Annotated in this window: 21 protein-coding genes; 11 read left to right on the top strand and 10 right to left on the bottom strand. The window is 72.1% G+C overall.

Annotated features, from left to right (window positions below; translation table 11 throughout):
* Window positions 1-118 precede the first annotated feature (118 nt).
* Window positions 119-532 (top strand): MarR family transcriptional regulator, encoded by a 414-nt coding sequence (locus LHA35_RS13490; RefSeq protein ID WP_226608795.1) that lies wholly within the window; start codon window positions 119-121, stop codon window positions 530-532.
* A 314-nt stretch (window positions 533-846) separates the two neighbouring features.
* On the opposite strand, the gene LHA35_RS13495 is transcribed toward LHA35_RS13490, so the two are convergent.
* The 7 genes from LHA35_RS13495 to LHA35_RS13525 form a co-directional block, all read right to left on the bottom strand.
* Window positions 847-1,782: a 2-hydroxyacid dehydrogenase gene (locus LHA35_RS13495; protein WP_274707788.1), complete on the bottom strand. Its 936-nt coding sequence runs from the start codon at window positions 1,780-1,782 to the stop codon at window positions 847-849.
* Window positions 1,782-2,237: a hypothetical protein gene (locus LHA35_RS13500; protein ID WP_226608796.1), complete on the bottom strand. Its 456-nt coding sequence runs from the start codon at window positions 2,235-2,237 to the stop codon at window positions 1,782-1,784. The genes LHA35_RS13495 and LHA35_RS13500 overlap by 1 nt, the downstream gene beginning before the upstream one ends.
* Window positions 2,234-3,913, bottom strand: a complete 1,680-nt coding sequence (locus LHA35_RS13505; RefSeq protein ID WP_226608797.1) for an ABC transporter ATP-binding protein — start codon at window positions 3,911-3,913, stop codon at window positions 2,234-2,236. Before LHA35_RS13505 ends, LHA35_RS13500 begins: the two co-directional genes overlap by 4 nt.
* Complete coding sequence (locus LHA35_RS13510; RefSeq protein WP_226608798.1) at window positions 3,910-4,950, bottom strand: ABC transporter permease; 1,041 nt, start codon at window positions 4,948-4,950, stop codon at window positions 3,910-3,912. Before LHA35_RS13510 ends, LHA35_RS13505 begins: the two co-directional genes overlap by 4 nt.
* Before the next feature lie 172 nt (window positions 4,951-5,122).
* Entirely contained in the window at window positions 5,123-6,232 is a 1,110-nt protein-coding gene (locus LHA35_RS13515; RefSeq protein ID WP_226608799.1) for a microcin C ABC transporter permease YejB, read from the bottom strand.
* 1 nt (window position 6,233) lies between these two features.
* Window positions 6,234-8,132, bottom strand: coding sequence for an extracellular solute-binding protein (locus tag LHA35_RS13520; protein ID WP_226608800.1), 1,899 nt, complete (start codon window positions 8,130-8,132; stop codon window positions 6,234-6,236).
* Window positions 8,133-8,260: 128 nt separating this feature from the next.
* Window positions 8,261-9,046 carry an inositol monophosphatase family protein gene (locus LHA35_RS13525; protein WP_226608801.1) on the bottom strand — a complete coding sequence of 262 codons (786 nt, stop codon included), beginning with the start codon at window positions 9,044-9,046 and terminating at the stop codon, window positions 8,261-8,263.
* 122 nt (window positions 9,047-9,168) lie between these two features.
* Between LHA35_RS13525 and LHA35_RS13530 the strand changes: the two genes are divergently transcribed.
* The 3 genes from LHA35_RS13530 to LHA35_RS13540 all read left to right on the top strand — a co-directional run bounded on the left by LHA35_RS13530 (window position 9,169) and on the right by LHA35_RS13540 (window position 11,723).
* Entirely contained in the window at window positions 9,169-10,017 is an 849-nt protein-coding gene (locus LHA35_RS13530) for a prephenate dehydratase (protein WP_226608802.1), read from the top strand.
* 252 nt (window positions 10,018-10,269) lie between these two features.
* Window positions 10,270-10,932: a hypothetical protein gene (locus LHA35_RS13535; protein ID WP_226608803.1), complete on the top strand. Its 663-nt coding sequence runs from the start codon at window positions 10,270-10,272 to the stop codon at window positions 10,930-10,932.
* Window positions 10,929-11,723, top strand: a complete 795-nt coding sequence (locus tag LHA35_RS13540) for an endonuclease/exonuclease/phosphatase family protein (protein WP_226608804.1) — start codon at window positions 10,929-10,931, stop codon at window positions 11,721-11,723. The genes LHA35_RS13535 and LHA35_RS13540 overlap by 4 nt, the downstream gene beginning before the upstream one ends.
* Here LHA35_RS13540 and LHA35_RS13545 read toward each other — a convergent pair.
* The 3 genes from LHA35_RS13545 to LHA35_RS13555 all read right to left on the bottom strand — a co-directional run bounded on the left by LHA35_RS13545 (window position 11,720) and on the right by LHA35_RS13555 (window position 14,601).
* On the bottom strand, window positions 11,720-12,133 hold the full coding sequence (locus LHA35_RS13545) for a DUF2237 family protein (RefSeq protein WP_226608805.1): 414 nt from the start codon (window positions 12,131-12,133) through the stop codon (window positions 11,720-11,722). The genes LHA35_RS13540 and LHA35_RS13545 overlap by 4 nt on opposite strands.
* Before the next feature lie 3 nt (window positions 12,134-12,136).
* The gene (locus LHA35_RS13550) at window positions 12,137-13,732 is read right to left on the bottom strand and encodes a phosphoenolpyruvate carboxykinase (RefSeq protein ID WP_226608806.1); all 1,596 of its coding nucleotides are present in this window, start codon (window positions 13,730-13,732) and stop codon (window positions 12,137-12,139) included.
* Between the two features lie 146 nt (window positions 13,733-13,878).
* On the bottom strand, window positions 13,879-14,601 hold the full coding sequence (locus tag LHA35_RS13555; protein WP_226608807.1) for a HugZ family pyridoxamine 5'-phosphate oxidase: 723 nt from the start codon (window positions 14,599-14,601) through the stop codon (window positions 13,879-13,881).
* A gap of 96 nt (window positions 14,602-14,697) precedes the next feature.
* Here LHA35_RS13555 and LHA35_RS13560 point away from each other — a divergent pair, with 96 nt between their 5' ends.
* From LHA35_RS13560 to LHA35_RS13590, 7 genes are all read left to right on the top strand, one after another.
* On the top strand, window positions 14,698-15,399 hold the full coding sequence (locus LHA35_RS13560; protein WP_226608808.1) for a response regulator transcription factor: 702 nt from the start codon (window positions 14,698-14,700) through the stop codon (window positions 15,397-15,399).
* A gap of 95 nt (window positions 15,400-15,494) precedes the next feature.
* A complete protein-coding gene (locus LHA35_RS13565) occupies window positions 15,495-17,165 on the top strand; it encodes a stimulus-sensing domain-containing protein (protein WP_226608809.1) in 1,671 nt (556 codons plus the stop codon).
* Window positions 17,166-17,594: 429 nt separating this feature from the next.
* Complete coding sequence (locus LHA35_RS13570) at window positions 17,595-18,527, top strand: NAD(P)-dependent oxidoreductase (RefSeq protein WP_226608810.1); 933 nt, start codon at window positions 17,595-17,597, stop codon at window positions 18,525-18,527.
* Between the two features lie 110 nt (window positions 18,528-18,637).
* Entirely contained in the window at window positions 18,638-19,429 is a 792-nt protein-coding gene (locus LHA35_RS13575; protein WP_226608811.1) for a TrmH family RNA methyltransferase, read from the top strand.
* Window positions 19,426-20,544 (top strand): ABC transporter permease, encoded by a 1,119-nt coding sequence (locus LHA35_RS13580; RefSeq protein WP_226608812.1) that lies wholly within the window; start codon window positions 19,426-19,428, stop codon window positions 20,542-20,544. Before LHA35_RS13575 ends, LHA35_RS13580 begins: the two co-directional genes overlap by 4 nt.
* A gap of 2 nt (window positions 20,545-20,546) precedes the next feature.
* A complete protein-coding gene (locus LHA35_RS13585) occupies window positions 20,547-21,314 on the top strand; it encodes an ABC transporter ATP-binding protein (protein ID WP_226608813.1) in 768 nt (255 codons plus the stop codon).
* Between the two features lie 46 nt (window positions 21,315-21,360).
* Window positions 21,361-22,383 (top strand): MlaD family protein, encoded by a 1,023-nt coding sequence (locus LHA35_RS13590; RefSeq protein ID WP_226608814.1) that lies wholly within the window; start codon window positions 21,361-21,363, stop codon window positions 22,381-22,383.
* The last annotated feature ends 40 nt before the right edge of the window (window positions 22,384-22,423 follow it).

The following is a 22,423-nucleotide window of genomic DNA, read 5'->3' on the forward strand; positions in this document are numbered from 1 at the left end:
TCACTAATGCGGGATGCGTTACCCGTCTGTAGTGCCTCTGACACTGATTGTACCGATCGGGGGTAAGGGTCCCGCTTCGGTCAGCGCGAGAGCCCGTAGGGGCAAGGGGATTGAAGCCATGGCGGTACAGAGCAACCCCGACCAGCTGGTCGGCATCCTACGGGACACGGTCGTCGCCCTCGTGCGGCGGGATGGTCCGGACCTCTCGGCGCGCCAATTGGGCGTGTTCCTGACGGTCTACCTGACCGACGGCCCGCACACGGTGCGCGGGCTGGCGGCTGAGCTGAACGTCTCCAAGCCGGCCATCACCCGGGCGCTCGACCGCCTTGGCGAGCTGGACCTGGCGCGCCGCAAGGTGGACCCGATGGACCGCCGCAGCGTGATCGTGCAGCGGACGCTGAAGGGGACGGCCTTCCTGCGCGACATGCGCCAGATCATGTCCGAGGCCGAGACGCATCTGCGCGACATGCCGGCGGCCAGCGAGGGTGCGGCGAACAGCGATGCTGCGCGCGAGGCACGTCGCGCCGGCTGACCCCGACCGGCACGGGGCCTGACTTGCGGCCGGCGCAGCCGGCCGGGTGAGCGCAATGTCTCGGACGTCGCCGCCGGCAACGTCCACACGCCAACAGCGTCGCGCTGACACCCCGCCCGGATCCCGGGTGGGTATGCCCGGGGCGTCGCTTCCTGCTCTGTCACCAGGGCGGATCGCCACAGGGCGGAAACGCCCTGTGGCGCGATTCCACCCTCCAAATAACGATTAGGGCGTTTTCATGCGGCACGACCGGCGTGAAAACGTTGGTGAGGAATGGGAGCGCGACTGCGCCCCGCCATCCCGGCCGCCGCACCTCAATAGCCGGCGGCGAAATCCACCAGGTTGATCAGCGACCGGCCCTCCCGGGACCTGCGGATATTCTCCACCACCTGCGGTGCGGCGCTGCGCGGGATCGTGATGCTCGCGGCATGCGGCGTCAGGATGACCTTCGGGTGTCCCCAGAAGGGATGGTCGGCGGGCAGCGGCTCCGGCTCGAACACATCCAGCGCGGCGCCGGCGATCTGGCCGCTGTCGAGCGCCGCCAGCAGGTCCGGCTGCACCACATGCCCGCCGCGGGCGCCGTTGATCAGGAAGGCGCCGCGCGGCAGCAGGGCGAGGCTGCGGGCATTGATCACCCCGCGCGTCCCGGGCGTGAGGGGCAGCAGGCAGACCAGGATGTCCGTGCGGGGCAGCATGGCCTCCAGCCCCTCGGGGCCGTGGAATCCCTCCACCCCCTCGATCGCCTTCGGCCGGCGGGACCAGCCCATGACGGGGAAGCCAAGCGAGAGGAGCGCCTTCGCCGAGGCGGCGCCGAGTTCGCCGAGGCCCAGGATGCCGATGCGGCGGGCGCTGCTGGTCTCGGGCGCCGGCAGTTCCTCCCACACCCGCGCCGCCTGCAGGGCGCGGTAGTCCGGGTCCTGCCGGTGGAAGCGCAGCACGTTCAGCAACACCCACTCGGTCATGCCCGTGGTCAGGCGGTGGTCCACCAGCCGCGCCACCGGGATGCCGGGCGGCGGGCCCGGCGGGCGCAGCAGGTGATCCACGCCCGCGCCCATGGAGACGATGAGCCTGAGGTTCGGGTAGCGCCGCAGCTCCCCCATGTCGTGCGAGGTCCAGCAGACCGCGGCCTCGATATCGGCGGGGTCGCCGGCTTCCGGGAACATCCGGATCTCGAGCGAGGGGTCGAGTTCCAGCAGCGCGTCGCGCCAGGCCTCCATGGCGGAGGCCTTGGTCGAGAGGAGGATGGCCATCACTGCTCCTGCATCATGTGGCCGGCGGGCAGGGTCTCCAGCCCCTCCGGCAGGTCGCGCACCCAGGCGCGCCAGTCATTGCGCCGCATGGCGGCACGCTCCTCCCCATCCGGCAGCTTCGCATAGAGGCTGAGCACGCCGCGGGACCACCAGAAGTCGAACTGCGATTCGTCGGACAGGACGAGGGCGGCGGTGCGGTCGAAGACGCCATCCTTCACCTTGGGCATCTGCTTCGTCAGCCACCACCAGCAGCCGATGGCGAGCACCACGGCGCCGACATAGAAATGGGTCAGCACGGTGGCGCCGAAGGAGGCGACGAGGACGGCGCCAGCCGGCACCACATTCTCCATGGTGCGATAGACCGGCGAGCCGGGGCTGTTCATCTTGCGGATATGAACGCCGAGCTTGACCTGGTCCTTGTCCAGCAGCTCACGCAGTCGCTCCAGCTCGGTCACGTCTTCACCGCTCCCTCCGTCTCGCGGGGGTCGGTCGCGCGGAGAGCGCGCAAATCGAAAGCCGCCGCCATGAGGGCGCGGGTATAGGGCTGGGCCGGCGCGGCGGTAAGCCTCTCGGCCTCACCCTCCTCCACCACCTGGCCGTCCTTGAGCACGATGATGCGGTGGGCCAGCGCCCGGACCACCCGCAGGTCGTGCGAGATGAAGAGATAGGCGAGCCGGTGCCGCTCCTGCAGCGCCCGCAGCAGCTCCACCACCTGGGCCTGGACCGAGACGTCGAGGGCGCTGGTCGGCTCGTCCAGCACCACCAGCCGGGGCTTGAGCACCAGGGCGCGGGCGATGGCGATGCGCTGGCGCTGGCCGCCGCTGAACTCATGCGGGTAGCGGGCCGCCATGGCCGGGTCGAGGCCGACCTCCGTCAGCGCCTCCGCCACCGCCGCGTCGCGGGCGGCGCGGGAGAGGTCGGGCTCGTGCACCTCCAGCCCCTCCCCGATGATCTCCCCGGCCGAGAGACGGGGGGAGAGGGAGCCATAGGGGTCCTGGAAGACGATCTGCATGCGCCGGCGCAGCGGGCGGAGCGCCGAGCGCGAGAGGGGCTGGATGTCCCGGCCCTCGAAGCGGATGGCGCCCTGGCTGGTCTCCAGCCTGAGCAGGGCGAGGCCGAGGGTGGTCTTGCCGGACCCGGATTCGCCGACCAAGCCGACCGTCTCGCCCTCCCGCACCGTCAGGCTGACGCCGTCCACCGCCTTCACATGGCCGACGGTGCGACGGAGGACGCCGCGGCGGATCGGGAAATGCACCTTCACCTGCTCGCCGGTCACGATCTCCTTCGCGCCCCCCGGCACCGGGGCGGGGCGGCCGCGCGGCTCGGTCGCCAGCAGCATGCGGGTATAGGGGTGGCGGGGATCGGCGAAAACCTTCGCCGTCTCGCCCTGCTCCACCGCCTCCCCGTCCTTCATCACCACCACCCGGTCGGCATGGCGGCGGACGATCTGCAGGTCGTGGGTGATCAGCAGCATCGCCATGGAAAGCCGCTGCTTCAGGTCCCGCAGCAGCTCCAGGATCTGCGCCTGGATGGTGACGTCGAGCGCGGTGGTCGGCTCATCCGCGATCAGCAGCTTCGGATCGTTGGCGAGCGCCGCCGCGATCATCACCCGCTGCCGCTGCCCGCCGGAGAGCTGGTGCGGATAGGCGTTGAGGCGCGCTTCGGCATTCGGCAGGCCGGCCTGGTGCAGCAGGTGCAGGATGCGGTCCCGCAGCGCCCCGCCCGAGAGCGGGCGGTGGAGCGTGATCGCCTCCCCCACCTGCCGGGCGATGGTATGCAGCGGGTTGAGCGAGGTCATCGGCTCCTGGAAGACGATGCCGGCGACGCCGCCGCGCAGGTGCTGCAGGGCGCGCTCATCGGCGCGGAGCACATCCGTGCCGTCCAGCATGATCCGGCCGGAGGGGTTGTGCCCGGCCGGCGGCAGCAGGCGGAGGGTGGAGAGGGCGGTGACGGACTTGCCGCTGCCGCTCTCGCCCACCAGCGCCACCGTCTCCCCCCGATGGACGGCGAAGGAGACGCCGCGGACGACGGTGCGGGCGCCGAAGGCGATGGAGAGGTCCTCCACCGAGAGCAGCGGCGCCCCGCGCGGTACCGGCGTGGCGGGCGCGGGGGTTTCGACCGGCGCGCTCATTTGCCGAAGCCCCCCGGCAGCTTGCGGGGATCGAAGGCATCGCGCACCGCCTCGCCGACGAAGATCAGCAGCGTCAGCACGCCGCCGAGCACCACGAAGCCGGTGAAGGCCAGCCAGGGCGCCTGGAGGTTGTTCTTGCCCTGGGAGAGGAGTTCCCCGAGCGAGGGCGAGCCGGGCGGCAGGCCGAAGCCGAGGAAGTCCAGCGAGGCGAGGACGGTGACGCTGCCGCTGAGGATGAAGGGCAGAAAGGTCAGCGTCGCCACCATGGCGTTGGGCAGGATGTGGCGCGCCATCAGCCGCGTGTCGGAGACGCCGAGGGCGCGCGCGGCGCGGACATAGTCGAGGTTGCGGCCGCGCAGGAATTCCGCCCGCACCACGCCGGTCAGGCCCATCCAGGAGAAGAGCAGCAGGAAGATCAGCAGGGTCCAGAAGCTCGGCTCGATGATGCTGGCCAGGATGATCAGCAGGAAGAGCTGCGGCATACCGGACCAGATCTCGATGAAGCGCTGGAAGAGCAGATCCGTCGCGCCGCCATAGAAGCCCTGCACCGCGCCGGCGGCAATGCCGAGGACGGAGGAGACGATGGTGAGGGTGAAGCCGAACAGCACGGAGATGCGGAAGCCGTAGATCACCCGCGCCAGCACGTCCCGCGACTGGTCGTCGGTGCCGAGCCAGTTGCGCGTCGAGGGCGGGGAGGGCGCGGGCTGGTCGAGGCCCTTCACCACCGTGTTGTAGGCATAGGGGATCAGGGGCCAGAGCATCCAGCCGCGCTCCTCGATCCCCTGCACCAGGACCGGGTCGTGCCAGTCGGCATCGGTGGGCAGCCCGTCCTCCAGGATGTCGCTCTCGGCGTAATCGGCCAGCACCGGCACGTACCAGCGCCCGTCCACGCGGGCGACCAGCGGGCGGTCATTGGCGATGAACTCGGCGAAGAGCGTGACGAGGAAGAGCGCCGCGAAGATCCACAGCGACCAGTATCCGCGCTTGTTGGCGCGGAAATTGGCGAGGCGGCGGCGGGTGAGCGGGGAGAGGGTCATGGTGTTGCAGGGGGCTCTGCCCCCATCGAACGCATGCGCTCGATTCCCGCCGGGGACCGGTTGGACGTATACCTCCAACGGCGATGCTTCATGGGTTCCAAGGGCCCTTCGGCCCTTGGCGGGAGGGTGCAGGGAGGGCAGCGCCCTCCCTGCCATGCCGCGACCGCCACGCTCACCGCCGTGCCTCGAAGTCGATCCGCGGGTCGACCAGCGTGTAGGTGAAGTCGCCGACGATCTGCATGATGAGGCCGAGCAGGGTGAAGATGTAGAGGGTGCCGAACATCACGGGGTAGTCGCGCCGGATCGCCGCCTCGAAGCCCAGCAGGCCGAGGCCGTCGAGGGAGAAGATGATCTCGACCAGCAGCGCCCCGGTGAAGAGGATGCCGATGAACGCCGCCGGGAAGCCGGCGATGATCAGCAGCATGGCGTTGCGGAAGATATGGCCATAGAGCACGCGCTGCTCGCCCGCCCCCTTGGCCCGCGCCGTCACCGTGTACTGCTTGTGGATCTCCTCGAGGAAGGAGTTCTTGGTCAGCATGGTCAGCCCCGCGAAGCCGCCGATGACCAGGGCGAGGGTCGGCAGCACCATGTGCCAGGCATAGTCCACCGCGCGCTCCCAGAAGGGCGCCATCTCCATCCCGGGCGAGAGCAGGCCGCGCAGCGGGAAGATCTGCAGGAAGCTGCCGCCGGCGAAGAGCACCACCAGCAGGATGGCGAAGAGGAAGCCGGGGATGGCGTAGCCCACCAGCACCACGGCGCTGGTCCAGATATCGAAGCGCGAGCCGTCCCGCACCGCCTTGCGGATGCCGAGCGGGATGGAGACGAGATAGATGATCAGCGTGGACCAGAGGCCGAGGGAGATGGAGACCGGCATCTTCTCGATGATCAGGTCCACCACCGGCCGGTCGCGGAACAGGCTGCGGCCGAGGTCGAAGCGGGCATAGCCGGAGAGCATCTCCAGCAGCCTTTCGTGCCAGGGCTTGTCGAAGCCGAAGGTCCTCTCGATCTCCGCGACGATGGCGGGATCCAGGCCGCGCGCCCCGCGATAGCGGCTGCCCTCCCCGCCGCCGCCAGTGTTCTCCGCGCGCTGCGGCCCGCGCATCTCGCCCTGGCTCTCGGCGGAGAGGCGGCCGAGGGTGCCGCCGCCCTCGCCCTTCAGCTCGGCCAGCATCTGTTCCACCGGGCCGCCGGGGGCGAATTGCACCACGGCGAAATTGATCAGGATGATGCCGAGCAGCGTCGGCACCACCAGGGCGAGGCGGCGGAGGAGATAGGCGCCCATGCTACTGGCGCGGCGGCTGCTGCGTTTCGCGCTTGCCCTGCTCCACCACGCCAACGCGCGCCGGCTCCACCCACCAGCTGTCGAGCGCCAGCGCGTATTTCGGGTTGCGCGGGGGCCGGCCGAGCTTGTCCCAGTAGGCCACGCGGAAGGTCCGGCTATGCCAGTTCGGCACCATGAAATCGTTCCAGAGCAGCACGCGGTCGAGCGCGCGGGTGCGCGCCACCAGCTCCTCGCGGTCCGGCGCGCCGACCACCATCTCGACCAGCTCGTCGATCACCGGGTCGCAGATGCCGGCGATGTTCTGGCTGCCGTTCTCCTGGGCCTTGGCGCAGGTGAAGTAGTCGCGCTGCTCGTTGCCCGGCGACAGGCTCTGGCCGATGACGTCCACGGTCATGTCGTAGTCGAAGGCGTCCATGCGCACCTGGTACTGCGCGGGGTCCACGGTGCGCACGCGCGGCTCCATCCCGAGGCGTTCCAGGCTGCGGATATAGGGTAGCGCCACGCGCTCGAAGCTCGGGCCGTTCAGCAGGATCTCGAAGGCGAAATTCTCGCCGCGGGCATTGACCAGCCTGCGGTCGCGCACCGTCCAGCCGGCCTGGCGCAGCAGGTCCAGCGCGCGGCGCAGCCCTTCCCGGTTGTTGCCGGAACCGTCGGTGACGGGCAGCCTGTATTCCTCGGTGAAGAGCCGGTCGGGCACCTTGCCGCGGTACTTCTCCAGGATCTCCAACTCCCGCCCCTGCGGCACGCCGGAGGAGGCCAGCTCGGAGTTCGAGAAGTAGGAGGTGGTGCGCGCGTAGCTGCCGTAGAACAGGTTGGCGTTCATCCACTCGAAGTCGAAGACCTCGATCAGCGCGCGGCGGACGCGGGCATCCTGGAAGAGCGGGCGGCGCAGGTTCATGGCGAAGGCCTGCATGCCGGTCGGCAGCTCGTGCCGGATCTCGTCGCGCTTCACCAGGCCGCGGCGGACGGCGGGGAAGTCATAGGCCGTCGCCCATTCCTTGGCGATGTTCTCGGTCCGGAAGTCGATCTGCCCGGCCTTGAAGGCCTCCAGCGCCACCGTGCTGTCCCGGAAATACTCGTAGCGCATGGAGTCGAAATTGGCGGTGCCCTTCATGGTGGGCAGGTCGCGCGCCCAGTAATTCTCGACGCGCCGGTAGACCAGGCTGCGTCCGGCCTCGAACCGCTCCAGCCGGTAGGGGCCGGACCCCAGCGGGATGTCGAGCAGCGGGCGGCTGAAGTCCCGGCCCTCCCACCAGTGCTTCGGCAACACCGGCATCTGGCCGAGGATGAGGGCGAGTTCGCGGTTCTCGTTGTTGCGGAATCGGAAGACGACGCGGCGGCCGCCCTCCGCCATCACCTCCGCCACATCCGCCCAATAGGCGCGGTAGAAGGGCCGCCCCTGGGCGCGGAGGGTGTTGAAGGTCCAGACCACGTCCTCGGGCGTGATCGGCCGGCCGTCATGCCACTTCGCCTCCGGCCGCAGCTCGAAGGTCACGCCCATGCGGTCGGCCGGCACCTCGATCATGCCGGCGAGGTGGCAGTATTCGGTGCTCGCCTCCTCCGCGCTTTCCTTCAGCAGCGTGTCGTAGAGGTTGCCGAGGCCCACGGCGGCGGTGCCGCGCAGGATGAACTGGTTGAAGCTGTCGAAGCTGCCGAGGGCGGTCAGTGCGATCTCGCCGCCCTTCGGGGCATCCGGGTTCACCCAGGGCCAGTGCCGGAAATCGGCCGGCAGGGCGGGGTCGCCCAGCAGGGAAAGGGCATGGGTCCGGATGGTGCCGTCCGGCCCCGCCTTGCCGGCAGGCGTGGCCGCGCCGGCGGCGCGGCCCCAGGGGAGGATGGTCAGCGCGGGAAGGGCGAGGCCAAGGGTCACGCCATTGGCCAGCAGGTCGCGGCGATGCATGACCGCAGGATGGGGGTTCGGACCGGCCGGGACAACCTTCGCCCGGGGCGGATCGCGCAGGGGCATGTATCTGCCCGGCGACCGATGGCCTGCAGCGGATCGGCCTTCGGTTCCGAACGGAATCCGGTTCAGCCGCCCAGCAGCCCCACCGCCTCCTCCAGCAGCGCCGGGTCGCCCACCGCCAGCACCCGCCCGTCGCTCCCGAGCGTCAGGGGCCTGCCGTCCCAGCCCGTGACGCGCCCGCCGGCGCCCGCCACCACCGGCACCAGCGCCGCCCAGTCCCAGGGCTTCATGGTGCTCTCGCAGACCACATCCACCAGGCCCAGCGCCAGCAGGCCATAGGCGTAGCAGTCGCCGCCCCAGGTGACGCGGCGGGCGGCGGCGCGCAGCCGCTCGAAGCCCGGGCGGTCCTCGGGCTCGAACATGTCGGGGCTGGTGCAGGACAGTTCGGCATTGCCGACCGCCGGGCAGGGCCGGCAGCGGGCGGTGCCGCCAAGCGGGGAGCGGAAGCGGGTCGGCTCCCCCTCGACGCCGATCCAGCGCTCCCCGATGCCGGGCTGGTCGATCAGGCCGAGGACGGGGCGCCCCCGGTGCAGCAGGCCGATCAGCGTGCCGAACAGGGGCCGGCCGGTGACGAAGGCGCGGGTGCCGTCGATCGGGTCCAGCACCCAGAGCCACTCCGCCTCCGGCCGCTCCGGCCCGTACTCCTCGCCCCAGATGCCGTGCTCCGGGAAGCGCTCCCGCAGCAGGGCGCGGATGGCGAGTTCGGCTTGGCGGTCGGCCTCGGTCACCGGGCTGGCATCGCCCTTGGCCTCGACCAGCAGCGGGCTGCGGAAGAGCGGACGGATGACCTGGCCGGCGAGATCGGCCGCCGCCTCGGCCGCCGCGACGAAGGCGGGCTCGACCGCGCTCATGCCCCCGGCCCCCGGCGCCCCGCGACCGGATCCATCAGTGCCCGCATGCCTCGCCCCCACGGTTTGCGCCCTGCCGGGGGGTTGGTTAGAAGCCCCGCTTCCTCCTGTCCACGGCGGGCCGCATGTCCAACCTCATCGCCTTCCAGGGCCTGCCCGGGGCCTATTCCGACCTGGCCTGCCGCGCCGCCTATCCCGGCTGGCGCACCCTGCCCTGCCCGAGCTTCGAGGCGGCGATGGATGCCGTCCGCAGCGGGGAGGCGCAGCTTGCCATGCTGCCCTGCGAGAACTCGCTGGCCGGCCGGGTGCCGGACATCCACCGCCTGCTGCCCGAAAGCGGCCTCTCCGTCGTCGGCGAGCATTTCGAGCGGGTGGAGCACTGCCTGCTGGCGCCGCGCGGCGCGACGCTGGCCACGCTGAAGCGGGCGCACAGCCACCCCGTCGCGCTCGGCCAGGTGCGGAAGATCCTGCGGGAGCTGAACCTCACGCCGGTGATCGAGGCCGACACGGCCGGCGCCGCGCATCTGATCGCCGAGCGTGGCGGCATCGAGGATGCGGCGATCGCCTCGGCGCTGGCGGCCGAGACCTACGGGCTCGAGATCCTGCGGCGGAACGTGGAGGATGCGGCGCACAACACCACGCGCTTCTATGTCTGCGCCCCTGGCCCGGCCTGGCCGCCGGCGGCGACGCCGGACTGCGTGACCACCTTCGTCTTCCGCGTCCGCAACATCCCGGCCGCGCTCTACAAGGCGCTCGGCGGCTTCGCCACCAACGGCGTGAACATGACGAAGCTGGAGAGCTACATGCTCGATGGCGAGTTCACCGCGACGCAGTTCCTGGCCGATGTGGACGGGCACCCGCACCAGCCGCCGGTGCAGCGGGCCTTGGAGGAGCTGGCCTATTTCAGCCGCGAGCTGAAGGTGCTCGGCGCCTACCGGGCGCACCGCTACCGGCTGGAGCACCAGGGCCGGTAGGGCAGGCGGCGTCCGGCAGGGCGGACCCGCAGCCGGCGGATCTTGCGCCCGCCGCGGGCTTCGCTGCCGCCCCGCCCGGCGCAGGCCCGGCTTGCCGCGCCACGGCCGGACACCGGCGCCCTCACGCCCCCGGATCGCCGCCCTCCGGCCACCCGCGGCCCGTCCGCGCGTTGCTCACCGCTGCCGGTCCCGCCACGCGCCCCGCATCCGCGGCCCCCACGCCCTGCCGGACCGCAAGCTGGGAGAGGGTTGGTGGCCCCTGAGATGCGGCGTGACGGCCGGCGGCAGAGCTGGTTCGCCTGGGTGTGCCTGGCCGCCATGGTTGCGGTGGCCGCCTGGTTCTGGAGTCTCGACAAGCGCTCCGCCGCGCTCGGCACGCTGGTCGCGCTGGGCGGGTGCCTGGCCCTGATGCTGCCGCCGCGGGAGCGCATGCGGCGCCTGCCCTGGCGGCTGCGGGCGCTGCCCCGCCGGCTGGATGCGGTGCCGGCGTTGGCCTCGCTGCTCTCCAGCCCGGGCTACGGGCTGAACTGGTTCTACGGCGCCAACCCCTATGACGAGACGGTGCATCTGCTGAGCGGGGTGCTGGCGGGCGCGGTCTTCGCCGCGCTGCTGCTGGCGGATGGGCGGGCGCGCGGCGCGTTCCGGCTGGTGCTGGCCGGGGCGGGATCCGGCCTGGTGCTCGGCATCGGCTGGGAGCTCTTCGAATGGGCCACCGGCCTGATCGGCGACTGGACCGACACCTGGACGGATGTGGCGCTGACGGCCGCCGGCTCGGCGCTGGGCGCCGCGGGCTGGCATGGCCTGGCGCGGCGCCGGGCCAGGAAGGCAGGGCGGCAGCCCGCCCCCGCGGCCTGGCCGGATGCCGCATTGCCGCCGCGGCGCCTCGGCCCCAGCGGCAGGCTGTCGGGCGGATGAGCATGCCGCCGGGCAGCGACCCCGCGCATCGCAGGGATCCGGGGGACTCCATGCTGGTCGCCACCTACAATGCCCATCGCGGCCGCGGGCCGGCGGGCTGGTTCCGGCCGGACCGCATCCTCGGCGTCATCGCCGAGATCCGGCCCGAGCTGATCGCCCTGCAGGAGGCGCAGCACTATCTCCGCCGCGGCACGCCCATGCTGGATGCGCGGGTGATGGCCGAGGAGCTCGGCCTGCGCGCCCTCGCCCTGCCGGAACGGCCGGACCACCAGGGCTGGCGCAGCAACCTGCTGCTGGTGCGGCGGGAGGCAGAGGTGCTGGCGGGCCCGATCGGCCTCCGCCTCGGCGGGATGGAGCCGCGCGGCGCGCTGCTGGCGGTGCTGGACCTCGGCCATGGCCCCCTGCGGGTGATCGGCACGCATCTGAGCCTCGGCGCGGGGCAGCGGCGGGTGCAGGCCGGCCTGCTGCTGCATGCCATGGAGACGGGGCCGGGACAGGGCCTGCCGACGCTGCTGCTGGGCGACCTGAACGAGTGGCGGGTCGGGCGCGGCGCGCTCGGCGTGCTGGAGTCGGTCTTCGGCACGCCGCCGCCGGCGCCGACCTTCCCGGCCTTCCGCCCGGTGGGCTCGCTGGACCGGATCCTCGGCTGGCCGCCCGGGCTGGTGACGGGCGTCGCGGCGCATGACACGCCGCTGGCGCGGCGTGCCTCGGACCACCTGCCGCTGACGGCGCGGGTGGGGACGGGGGTGCTCGCGGCAAAGTCCGCGAAGGGCGCGTCGGCGCGCCGCTAAGCGTCCACCGCGTGCGCCTTCAGGTCCTCCAGGCTGCACACCTCCAGCGCCGCGATATGCGTCGCCTCCAGCAACACGCGCGGCGCCATGCCGGCCGCCCGCGCCTCCTCCCACCGCGCGGCGCAGAGGCACCAGCGGTCGCCGGGCTTCAGGCCGGCGAAGCCGAATTCCGGCCGCGGGGTGGAGAGGTCATTGCCGCGCGCCCTGGAGAAGGCGAGGAATTCCGCGGTCATCTCGGCGCAGACCACATGCAGGCCGAGATCCTCCGGCCCCGTGTTGCAGCAGCCATCCCGGAAGAAGCCGGTCAGCGGCGCGACGGAGCAGGGCAGCAGCGGGCCGCCCAGGACATTGGTGGGCGGGGGCTGCCCCCCGCCGCCGCGCCGCCCCGGGCCGAGCCCACCATCGGGCATGGGTCAGGCCGCCGCGCGGATCGCGGCCGCCTTCACCTCGTCGCTGACCGCGCCGGCGAAGCTCTCGAAATTCTTCTCGAACAGCCCGACCAGCTTCGCCGCGGTCGCGTCATAGGCCGCCTTGTCGGCCCAGGACTCGCGCGGGTTCAGCACCTCGGCCGGGATGTGCGGGACCGATTTCGGCATCATCAGGCCGAAGAAGGGGTCCTTCACGAATTCCACCTTCGCCAGGCTGCCATCCAGCGCCGCCCGCAGCAGGGCGCGGGTGTGGTGGATGGACATGCGCTTGCCGGTGCCATAGGCGCCGCCGGTCCAGCCGGTGTTCACCAGCCAGCAATCGGCGCCGTCGGTGGCGATCCGCTCGGCCAGCATCTTGCCGTAGACCTCCGGGTGCCGCGGCAGGAAGGGCGCGCCGAAGCAGGTGGAGAAGGTCGCCTGCGGCTCCTTGCCCAGCCCCTTCTCGGTGCCCGCGACGCGCGCGGTATAGCCCGAGAGGAAGTGGTACATCGCCTGCGCCGGGGTCAGCTTGCTGATCGGCGGCAGCACGCCGAAGGCATCCGCCGTCAGCATGACCACGTTGCGCGGCTTCCCCGCGACGCCGCCCGCGACGGTGTTCGGGATGAACTCCAGCGGGTAGCAGGAGCGGGTGTTCTCGGTCAGCGAGGCGTCGTCGAGATCGAGATTGCCGAGTTCATCGGCCACGACGTTCTCCAGCACCGCGCCGAAGCGGTGGGAGGCCGCCCAGATCTGCGGCTCGGCATCCTGGTCGAGGCGGATGACCTTGGCGTAGCAGCCGCCCTCGAAGTTGAAGACGCCGGTCGGGGACCAGCCATGCTCGTCATCGCCGATCAGGCTGCGCTCCGGGTCGGAGGAGAGCGTGGTCTTGCCGGTGCCCGAAAGGCCGAAGAAGAGCGCGGTATCGCCGGCGCGGCCGACATTGGCGCTGCAATGCATCGGCATCACGCCGCGCGCCGGCAGCAGCCAGTTCATGACGGTGAAGATGCTCTTCTTGATCTCGCCGGCATAGGAGGTGCCGGCGATCAGGATGGTCTTCGCCGCGAAGGAGAGGGCGATGCAGGTATTGCTGCGGCAGCCATCCTCGGCCGGGTTCGCCTCGTACTCAGGGGCGTGCAGGATGGTGAAGTCCGGCACGAAGCCGTCGAGTTCCGCCCGCAGCGGCCGGATGAACATGTTGCGCGCGAACAGGGCATGCCAGGCATTGGTCGTGACCAGCCGCACCCGGATGCGATGCGCCGGATCGGCGCCGGCATAGAGATCCTGGGTGAAGAGCACCGGCCGGGCGCCGAGCCAGTTGCGCACCTTCGCCGCCAGGCCGCGGAATTTTTCCGGCGCCATGGGCTGGTTGATCTTGCCCCACCAGACCTCGTTGTGGACCTCGGGGTCATCGACCACGAACTTGTCCTGCACCGAGCGGCCGGTATGCACGCCGGTCACCGCCATGAAGGCGCCATCGGCGGACAGCCGGCCCTCGCCGCGGCGGATGGCATGCTCGACCAGCCCCGGGGCCGTCAGGTTGGCGTGCACGGTGGACCCGGTGGTCACACCCGTGCCGGCGAGGGCGGTCTCGGGCAGGCTCATACACTACTCCTTCACGCGGTCTTCCCGGCGCCGCATCATCTTTCGGGTCCGGGGCGGAACCGGCGGTGTGCTTAATCTCAACGGCTAAATTACGGCGGCGCCCCGGATGCGGTCAACGTGACCCCAGGCCGAATTGCAACCTGGAGTCATGCCAATCGTGACCGGGCTTCCCGCGTCGCACGAATCAATTCGGCGCGGACCCCATCCGGCCCCGCCACCGGGGCGGCGAAGGAGAGGCGGAGCACCTTATCGTTAAGCCCGAGATCGGCCCCGTCCGGATCCACCGCCGCCATCCGCCAGGGCCCGGCCGGGCCGCCCAGCAGGCCCATGGCGATCGCCGCCACGGCATCGGCATGGTCCTCGTTCATATGGGCGATGATGTCGGCCTCGGCCGCCGCGACGGCGGCGGTCGCGGCCGGGTCGGGCCGGAGGTCCGAGACGCGCAGCCTGAGCGCCCGGGCGAATCCGCCGACCAGCAGCGCGCCGCCCAGGGCGACGCGCCAAAGCGCGAAGTCCCCGAAATCGGCATAGAGCGCGGCATAGGGGTGCTTCGCCAGGAACCGGGCCTTGAGCGCCGGGACCTCCGCCTCCGGCACGGGAGAGGCAAGCCCGGTCAGGGTCACGCGCGGCGCGGTCTGCGGGTTGACCTCGGCCGGCAGCCCCTGGAAGAGCAGGGCGCAGCGCGGCTCCGCCCGCAGATGCCGGGTATGCTCGGACAGGGAGGAGAGCAGCAGCAGGGGGGAGAGGTCCGGGGCGGTGGCCGGGGTGACCAGGCTCGCGAAGGGTTGCCCCTCCTGCTGGGTGGCCAGGGTGGCCGATGCCGCGCCGCGGATCAGCCGCCGCGCCTCGAAAGCCGGGTTGTCGCTCACCATCTCGCTCCCGTCCGGGTTGCGCCACAATCCCGTACCATATTGGCGCCATCACTGCCTGCACGAGGACCGGGGCCGCCCCCGGCGGAGAGCACCATGCCTGCCACGATCGCCCTGGTGGATGACGACCGCAACATCCTGACCTCCGTCTCCATGACGCTGGAGCAGGAGGGATTCCAGGTGCGCACCTATACGGATGGGGAAAGCGCGCTGCAGGGCCTGCTGGCCCGGCCGGCCGACCTCGCCGTGCTCGACATCAAGATGCCCCGCATGGACGGGATGGAGCTGCTGCAGCGCCTGCGCCAGCGCAGCGCCATGCCGGTGGTCTTCCTGACCAGCAAGGATGAGGAGGTGGACGAGCTGATGGGCCTCCGCCTCGGCGCCGACGACTACATCACCAAGCCCTTCAGCCAGCGCCTGCTGCTCGAGCGCATCCGCGCCCTGCTGCGGCGGAACGAGGCGAGCCGCGCCGAGGGCAGCGGCACGCCCGCCGGCGGCGTCATCGTCCGTGGCGACCTGGTGCTGGACGAGACCAAGCACACCTGCGTCTGGAAGGGCCACGACATCCAGCTCACGGTGACCGAGTTCCTGCTGGTGAAGGCGCTGGCCCTGCGGCCGGGCATGGTGAAGAACCGCGACCAGCTCATCGACGCCGCCTATGGCGAGAACATCTATGTCGATGACCGGACGATCGATTCGCATGTGAAGCGGGTGCGCAAGAAGTTCCGCCAGGCCGATCCGGACTTCGCGCATATCGAGACGCTCTACGGCATCGGCTACCGCTACAAGGAAAGCTGAGCGGGCCGCTGCCCGCCCGGCGGAGCCCGGTCGCCGGGACAAGATGGCCTGCGCCCCCCGGGGGGCCTACACCCGGTGTGACCTCAGGACCCCCCATGCCCGATGTCGGCCTGCCGCCCGACCCGACCTCCGTCGCCACCGCGCCGCCGCGCCGCCGCTGGGTCTCCCCCCTGCTGCGGCGGATCCTGCTGCTGAACATCCTGCCGCCGGCGCTGCTGGCGGCGGCCATGCTCTACCTGGACCAGTACCAGAACGGGCTGCTGGCGGCCGAGGTGGAGGCGATGCGCACCCAGGCCCGCATCTATGCCGGCGCCATCGCCGAGGCGGCGACGCGCCTGCAGGACGATCGCGCCGTGCTGGTGCCGGAGCAGGCCCGGCCGCTGCTGCGCCGCCTGGTCGATCCCTCCCCCAACACCCAGGCCCGGCTCTTCGACAATACCGGCCTCGTCGTCGCCGACAGCCGGGTGCGGGAAGGCGCGGGCGGGGCGGTGGTCACGGAACCCCTCGCCCCGCCCGAGCCGCGCGGCGCCTTCTCCCTCACCATCGCCGGCCTCTATGACCGGGTGCTGGGGCTGCTGCCGCGCGGCGGCCGGCAGAATGTCGATATCGACGTGAACCCGGACGCCCCCTCCTTCGACTGGCAGCCCGATCTCGGCCCCGACCGGCGGGAGGAGCTGCGCCTGGCGCTGGAGGGGGGCGTGACGCCCTATATCCGCCGCACCGCGGATGGCCGGCTGCTGGTCTCGCTGGCCGAGCCGGCGCGGCGCGGCAACCAGTCCGTCGGCATCGTGCTGCTGACGCGCGAGGCGCGGGAGGTGGACCGGCGGCTCTTCGAGATCCGCGCCAGCGTGCTCGGCATCTTCGGCGTGGCACTGGCGCTGACCGTCGCCCTCTCCTTCTACCTCGCGCAGACCCTGGCCAGCCCGATCATGCAGCTCGCCGGCTCCGCCGCCGCCATGCGCCAGGGCGAGGGGCGCAGCGGCAGCGTCCCCGCCACGCTGCTGCGACGGGAGGACGAGATCGGCATCCTGGCGCGCGACCTGCAATCCGCCGCCCGCGCCCTCTGGGCCCGGATCGACACCAATGAACGCTTCGCGGCCGATGTGGCGCATGAGCTGCGCAACCCGCTGACCAGCGTGCGCAGCGCCATCGAGACCCTGCGCCGGATCGAGAACCCCGAGCAGCAGAAGCGCCTGCTGGCGATCATCGCCGACGACGCGGTGCGCATGGACCGGCTGATCGCCGACATCTCCGACAGCTCCCGCGTCGATGCGGAGCTGTCGCGCACCGCGGCCGTCCCGGTGGATGTCGCGCCGATCCTCTCGACCCTGGCCGAGCTGCACGAGGCCACGCGCAAGGAGGACGACCCGCATGTGGTGCTGGAGGCACCGGCGGGCGGCCTGGTGGTGCGCGGCGTCGAGGGCCGGCTGGTGCAGGTCTTCCGCAACCTGCTGGGCAACGCGATCTCCTTCAGCCCGGCGAACGGCAGGGTGACGGTCCGCGCCCGCCCGGCCGGGTCGCTGGTCGAGGTGGTGGTGGAGGATGAGGGCCCCGGCATCCCGGAGCAGAAGCTGGAGCACATCTTCGAGCGCTTCTATTCCGAGCGCCCGAGTGGCGAGCGATTCGGCCAGCATTCCGGCCTCGGCCTCTCGATCTGCCGGCAGATCGTGGAGGGGCTGCGCGGCCGCATCGCCGCCGAGAACCGCCGCGACGCCAGCGGGAAGGTGCTGGGGGCGCGGTTCATCGTGCGGCTGCCGGTCGCGTAGCGATCGGCTGCGCCGCGCGTCCAGGGCAGGATGCGGCTGCCGGTCGCGGTGCGATCGGCTGCGCCGCGCGTCCCGGACAGGGTGCGGCTGCCGGTCGCGGTGCGACCGGCTGCGACGCGCGTCCCGGACAGGGTGCGGCTGCCGGTCGCGGTGCGACCGGCTGCGACGCGCGTCACGCCCGGCTTCCGGGGGCGCACAGGGTGCGATTCGTGCCGCCACGCAGCCTGGTTGCCGCACCGCCCCCGGCGCTGCCGTCCGTGTCGCAGCCGACCCTGCTCCACCGCTCCCGCCTGCCACTCCCGCGCGAAACCGGGCGCAGGCTGCACGTCAATGCTGTGCCCCGGCCCGCCTGTCAGCCTATATGCAAGACTGGATGGGAACGCCGGCCCCGCCCCGAGCGCTGGGCCGGAGAGGCAGGACAGCCACGGCATGGGCCAGATCGTCATCGCCGAATTCATGGAGGAGGCCGCGGTCGAATCCCTGCGCGCCGCCCGCCCCACCCTCTACGACCCCAGGCTGTGCGAGAAGCCGGAGGCGCTGCACGCCGCCCTCGCCAGCGCCCAGGCGCTGATCGTCCGCAACCGCACCCGGGTGGATGCCGCGCTGCTCGGCGCGGCGCCGGAACTGCGGGTGCTCGGCCGTCTCGGCGTCGGGCTCTACAACATCGACCTCGCGGCCTGCCGGCAGCGGCAGATCGATGTCATCCCGGCTTCCGGCGCCAATGCCGATTCGGTGGCGGAATACGTCATCCTCGCCATCGGCCAGCTCCTGCGCGGCGCCTTCCACGCCACGGAGGAAGTCGCCGCCGGCGCCTGGCCGCGGGAACGGCTGATCACCGGCCGGGAGATGGGCGGCAAGACGCTCGGCATCATCGGCTTCGGCGATATCGGGCGGCGCGTCGCCAAGCTCGCCGACGCCTTCCGCATGCGCATCCTGGGCCATGACCCCCTGCTGCCCGCCAGCCATTCCCTGTGGGAGGAGATGCGGACCGAAATGGTCCCGCTGGAGGAGCTGCTGGCGCGGGCCGATGCGGTGACGCTGCATGTGCCGCTGACCGAAGCGACGCGCGGGCTGATCGCGGCCGAGCAGCTCGCCCGGATGAAGCCGGATGCGGTGCTGGTCAATGCCTCCCGCGGCGGGGTGGTGGAGGAGGCGGCGCTGGCTGCGGCGCTCCGGGCCGGCCGGCTGGGCGGCGCCGCGCTGGATGTGTTCGAGACGGAGCCGCTGCCGGCCGGCTCGCCCCTCGCCGGGGCGCCGCGGCTGATCCTGACGCCGCACATCGCCGGCGCGACGGTGGAGAGCAATGCCCGCGTCTCCTCCCTGATCGCCGCGCGGGTGCTGGTGGCGCTGGCGATGTGCTGAGGCGCCCCCGGTCCGGGCGGCCGCGTTGCACTTCGTTGCCCGCCGCAAGCAACCGGCGCTTGCCCGGGCCGCGCCCGTGCCAACATCGGCGGCAATGCCTATAACGCCGCATGCCGAGCCCGTCTGACGCGCCCTTCCTCCCCCGGCCGCCGGAGCCGAACCGCATCTGCGGCGCGGCGCCGGTGCGCGCCCTCTTCCTCCGCCGCCCGCAATCCGTCCTGCGGCTGTTCTATACGGAGGAGCGGCGCCGGATGGTCGGCCCCCTCTGCCAGCATCTGGCCCGCACCCGCCGCCCCTACCGGGAGGTGGACCCGCAGGAGCTCGCCCGCATCGCCGGCACCACCCATCATGGCGGCGTCTGCGCCGTCGCGGTCGCCCGCTTCGCCGAGCCGCTGCCGGGCCACGCCCTGCCGCCGAAGCTGCCGGAGGCCCGGCTGCTGCCGGTGCTGGACGGGATCGGCAACCCGCACAATCTCGGCGCCATTGCCCGCTCCGCCGCCTTCTTCGGCGCCCGGGCGCTGCTGCTCTCGGGCGACCAGCGCCAGGCCGATCTCTCGGACGCCGCCTTCCGCACCGCGGAGGGCGGGCTGGAGCATCTGGAGGTGCTGCGGGCGCGCGACCTGCCCATCCTGCTGAAGGGCATGCGCAGCCGGTTCCTGACCGTCGCGGCCGTCGCCGCCGGCGGCGCGCCGCCCGAGGCGATCCCGCGCGACCGGCCCATCGCCCTGGTGCTCGGCAATGAGGAGCAGGGCCTGCCGCCGCCGACGCTGGAGGCCTGCGAGGCCCGGCTCACCCTGCCGGGCAGCGGCCTGGTCGAGAGCCTCAATGTTGCGGCCGCCGCCGCGGTGCTGTTCCATGCCCTCGGGGCGGCTCCCCGGGAGGCGGCGGGACCGGCACCGTGAGCACAGGCGGCAAGGCGGCAGCGACGCTCGAAGCGATGCCGGAGGGCGGTGGCCGGCGCCTCGCCTTCCGCGGCGCGCTCGACACCGCCGCCGCCGCCCGGCTCTGGCCGGAGGCGCTGCGCGCGGCGCGCGGCGCGAATCCCCTGGTGCTGGACCTCGCCGGCCTCACCACGCTCGATACCGCCGGCGCCGTGCTGCTGCTGCGGCTGGAGCGGGAGGCCGGGGCGGCACGCTGGCAGGGCCTGCCCGCCGGCCCGCTGCAGGCCATGCTGGACCGGACGCGGGAGGCGCTCTCGCGGCCCGAGCCGCACCCGCCCGCCCCCCTGCCCTTCCTCGGCCGGATCGGCCACGCCACGGTGCTGCGCGGCCAGGGCATGCTGGGCCAGGTCGCCTTCCTGGGGGAGGCGCTGGTCGCCGGCCTGGGCACCCTCCGCCGCCCCTGGCGGCTGCGCCTGTCCGAGGTGCTGCGGCATCTCGATGAGGCGGGGCTGCGAGCCTTCGGGCTGACGGTCATGCTCGGCTTCCTGATCGGCCTGATCCTCGCCTTCCAGTCCTCCATCCCCATGCGGCAGTTCGGGGCGGAGATCTTCATCCCGAACCTCGTCGGCATCTCCCTGCTGCGGGAGCTGGGGCCGCTGATGGCCGCCGTGATCCTGGCCGGCCGCACCGGCTCCGCCTATGCCGCCGAGCTCGGCACCATGACGGTGAACGAGGAGATCGACGCGCTGCGCATCATGGGCATCGACCCCATCGCCTGGCTGGTGCTGCCGCGGCTGCTGGCGGCCATGCTGGTCATGCCGGTGCTGGCGCTGCTGATGGACCTCTCGGGCCTGCTCGGCATGACGGCGGTGATGATGACGCTCGGCTTCCCGCCCATCGCCGTGGTCAACCAGCTCCAGACCTGGGTGGGGCTCGGCGACCTGGTGGGCGGCCTCGCCAAGGCAGCGGCCTTCGGCCTCGCCATCGGCCTGGTCGGCTGCCGCGCCGGGCTCGGCGCCGGGCGCGGCCCGCGGGCGGTGGGCGATGCGGCGACGGCGGCGGTGGTGGGCGGCATCGTCTCCATCGTGCTGCTCGACGGCATCTTCGCCGTGCTCTTCTTCCGGCTGGGCTGGTAGCGATGGACGGCAGCAACGGCGCCGAGGCGGTGATCCGCGTGCGCGACCTCGCGGCGCGATTCGACGGGCGGACGATCTTCGAGAAGGTCTCCTTCGATGTCCGCCGCGGCGAGGTCTTCGTCATCCTCGGCGGCTCCGGCTGCGGCAAGTCCACGCTGCTGAAGCACATGATCGGCCTCTACGAACCGGCCGAGGGCAGCATCGAGATCCTCGGCCAGCGCATCGAGGGGCTGGAGGGCGCGGCGCGCCAGGCGCTGCTTCAGCGGATCGGCGTCATGTGGCAGTCGGGCGCGCTCTTCGGCTCCTCGACGCTGGCCGAGAACATCGAGGTGCCCCTGGAGGAGCATACGGACCTGCCGGCCGAGGCGCGGGCGCTGGTGGCGCGCGTCAAGCTCGGCCTGGTCGGGCTCTCGGATGCGGCGCTCAGGCTGCCCGCCGAGATCTCGGGCGGCATGGCCAAGCGCGCCGGCATCGCCCGCGCCATGGCGCTCGACCCGCCGATCCTCTTCCTCGACGAGCCCTCGGCGGGCCTCGATCCCATCACCTCGGCCGGGCTGGATGCGCTGATCCGGCAATTGGCGCGTGAGCTCGGCACCACCTTCGTGGTGGTGACGCATGAGCTGCAGTCGATCCTGGCGATCGGCGATCGTTGCATCATGCTGGACAAGGAGGCTAAGGGCATGATCGCCGAGGGCGACCCCCGCCGGCTGCGCGAGGAGAGCGACAACCCCGTGGTGCGAGCCTTCTTCCGGCGCGAGGTGATGGCGTGAGCGCGGCCGCCGCGCATCGCCGGCGCCAGGCGGGGCGGGCCTAGCCATGCCGCAGGCCCGTGGACTCTATCTGCGCGTCGGCGCGCTGGTGCTGGTCGGCCTCGCGCTCGGCATCGGCTTCATCCTGTTCCTCACCGCCGACCGCCTGACCGGCAGCAACCAGCAATTCGAGACCTACAGCCGCGAATCCGTGCAGGGGCTGGAGGTGGGGGCGCCGGTCCGCTACCGCGGCGTCAGCATCGGCCGCGTCTCCGAGATCGGCCTGGTCTCGGCCGAGTACCGCCGGCCGCAGGGCGACCCCTACGGCGCCGCCTTCCAGCTCGTCTATATCCGCTTCGCCGTGGACAATGCGCGCATCGGCGAGACACTGAGCCTGGAGGATGCGATCCGGATCGGCCTGCGCGTGCGGATCGCGGCGCAGGGCATCACCGGGGTGAACTATCTGGAGCTCGATTTCGTGGACCCCGTGCGCTTCCCGCCGCGGCCGGTGCCCTGGGAGCCGCGCTTCCCCTATGTGCCCGCCGTCCCCTCCACCGTCGCGCAGGTGCAGGGCGCCGCGGAACAGCTGCTGGAGCGGCTGCAGGCGGTGGACCTGCCCGCGCTGCTGGACAATGTCATCGGCCTGGTCGCCGATCTCCGCGGCCAGGTGAAGGATGGCGACCTAGCGGTCACGCTGCGGGAGGCGGCCGAGCTGATGCGGGTGCTGCGCGCCGCGACGCAGGAAGCCGACCTGGCCGGCACCGCGGCCGAGCTGCGCGGCACCGCGGCGGATGCCCGCCGGCTGCTGGCCAGCCGGGAGATCGCGCAGGTCCTGGCGAATGCCGCCGCGGCGACGGCCGAGCTGCGCGCCGTCGCCGCCCGGCTGCCGGGCAGCGTGAACACCCTCGATGCCTCGCTGCGCACCGCCCGCAGCGTCAGCACCGACATCCAGGCGGAGCTGGCACCGATCCTGCGGGACCTGCGCGCCGCGGTCGCCAACCTGCGCGACACGACCGAGCAGCTCCGCCGCTACCCGTCCCAGGCGATCTTCGGCGCGCCGCCGCCGGCGCCCCCGGCGGGCCGCCGATGAGACCGGCCCGCCCACGCCACCCCTGCCGCCGCCACTCCCC

Origin of the sequence: Roseicella aerolata (genome assembly GCF_020523605.1) — a bacterium.
Classification (GTDB): Bacteria; Pseudomonadota; Alphaproteobacteria; order Acetobacterales; family Acetobacteraceae; genus Paracraurococcus; species Paracraurococcus aerolatus.

Excerpts from the sequence above, each read along its gene's own strand:
- LHA35_RS13505 (WP_226608797.1), bottom strand. The coding sequence starts at position 3,913 with ATGAGCGCGCCGGTCGAAACCCCCGCGCCCGCCACGCCGGTACCGCGC.
- LHA35_RS13510 (WP_226608798.1), bottom strand. The coding sequence starts at position 4,950 with ATGACCCTCTCCCCGCTCACCCGCCGCCGCCTCGCCAATTTCCGCGCC.
- LHA35_RS13575 (WP_226608811.1), top strand. The coding sequence starts at position 18,638 with ATGCCGAGCCCGTCTGACGCGCCCTTCCTCCCCCGGCCGCCGGAGCCG.
- LHA35_RS13515 (WP_226608799.1), bottom strand. The coding sequence starts at position 6,232 with ATGGGCGCCTATCTCCTCCGCCGCCTCGCCCTGGTGGTGCCGACGCTG.
- LHA35_RS13490 (WP_226608795.1), top strand. The coding sequence starts at position 119 with ATGGCGGTACAGAGCAACCCCGACCAGCTGGTCGGCATCCTACGGGAC.
- LHA35_RS13525 (WP_226608801.1), bottom strand. The coding sequence starts at position 9,046 with ATGAGCGCGGTCGAGCCCGCCTTCGTCGCGGCGGCCGAGGCGGCGGCC.
- LHA35_RS13585 (WP_226608813.1), top strand. The coding sequence starts at position 20,547 with ATGGACGGCAGCAACGGCGCCGAGGCGGTGATCCGCGTGCGCGACCTC.
- LHA35_RS13520 (WP_226608800.1), bottom strand. The coding sequence starts at position 8,132 with ATGCATCGCCGCGACCTGCTGGCCAATGGCGTGACCCTTGGCCTCGCC.
- LHA35_RS13495 (WP_274707788.1), bottom strand. The coding sequence starts at position 1,782 with ATGGCCATCCTCCTCTCGACCAAGGCCTCCGCCATGGAGGCCTGGCGC.
- LHA35_RS13570 (WP_226608810.1), top strand. The coding sequence starts at position 17,595 with ATGGGCCAGATCGTCATCGCCGAATTCATGGAGGAGGCCGCGGTCGAA.
- LHA35_RS13550 (WP_226608806.1), bottom strand. The coding sequence starts at position 13,732 with ATGAGCCTGCCCGAGACCGCCCTCGCCGGCACGGGTGTGACCACCGGG.
- LHA35_RS13530 (WP_226608802.1), top strand. The coding sequence starts at position 9,169 with ATGTCCAACCTCATCGCCTTCCAGGGCCTGCCCGGGGCCTATTCCGAC.
- LHA35_RS13590 (WP_226608814.1), top strand. The coding sequence starts at position 21,361 with ATGCCGCAGGCCCGTGGACTCTATCTGCGCGTCGGCGCGCTGGTGCTG.
- LHA35_RS13545 (WP_226608805.1), bottom strand. The coding sequence starts at position 12,133 with ATGCCCGATGGTGGGCTCGGCCCGGGGCGGCGCGGCGGCGGGGGGCAG.
- LHA35_RS13565 (WP_226608809.1), top strand. The coding sequence starts at position 15,495 with ATGCCCGATGTCGGCCTGCCGCCCGACCCGACCTCCGTCGCCACCGCG.
- LHA35_RS13560 (WP_226608808.1), top strand. The coding sequence starts at position 14,698 with ATGCCTGCCACGATCGCCCTGGTGGATGACGACCGCAACATCCTGACC.
- LHA35_RS13540 (WP_226608804.1), top strand. The coding sequence starts at position 10,929 with ATGAGCATGCCGCCGGGCAGCGACCCCGCGCATCGCAGGGATCCGGGG.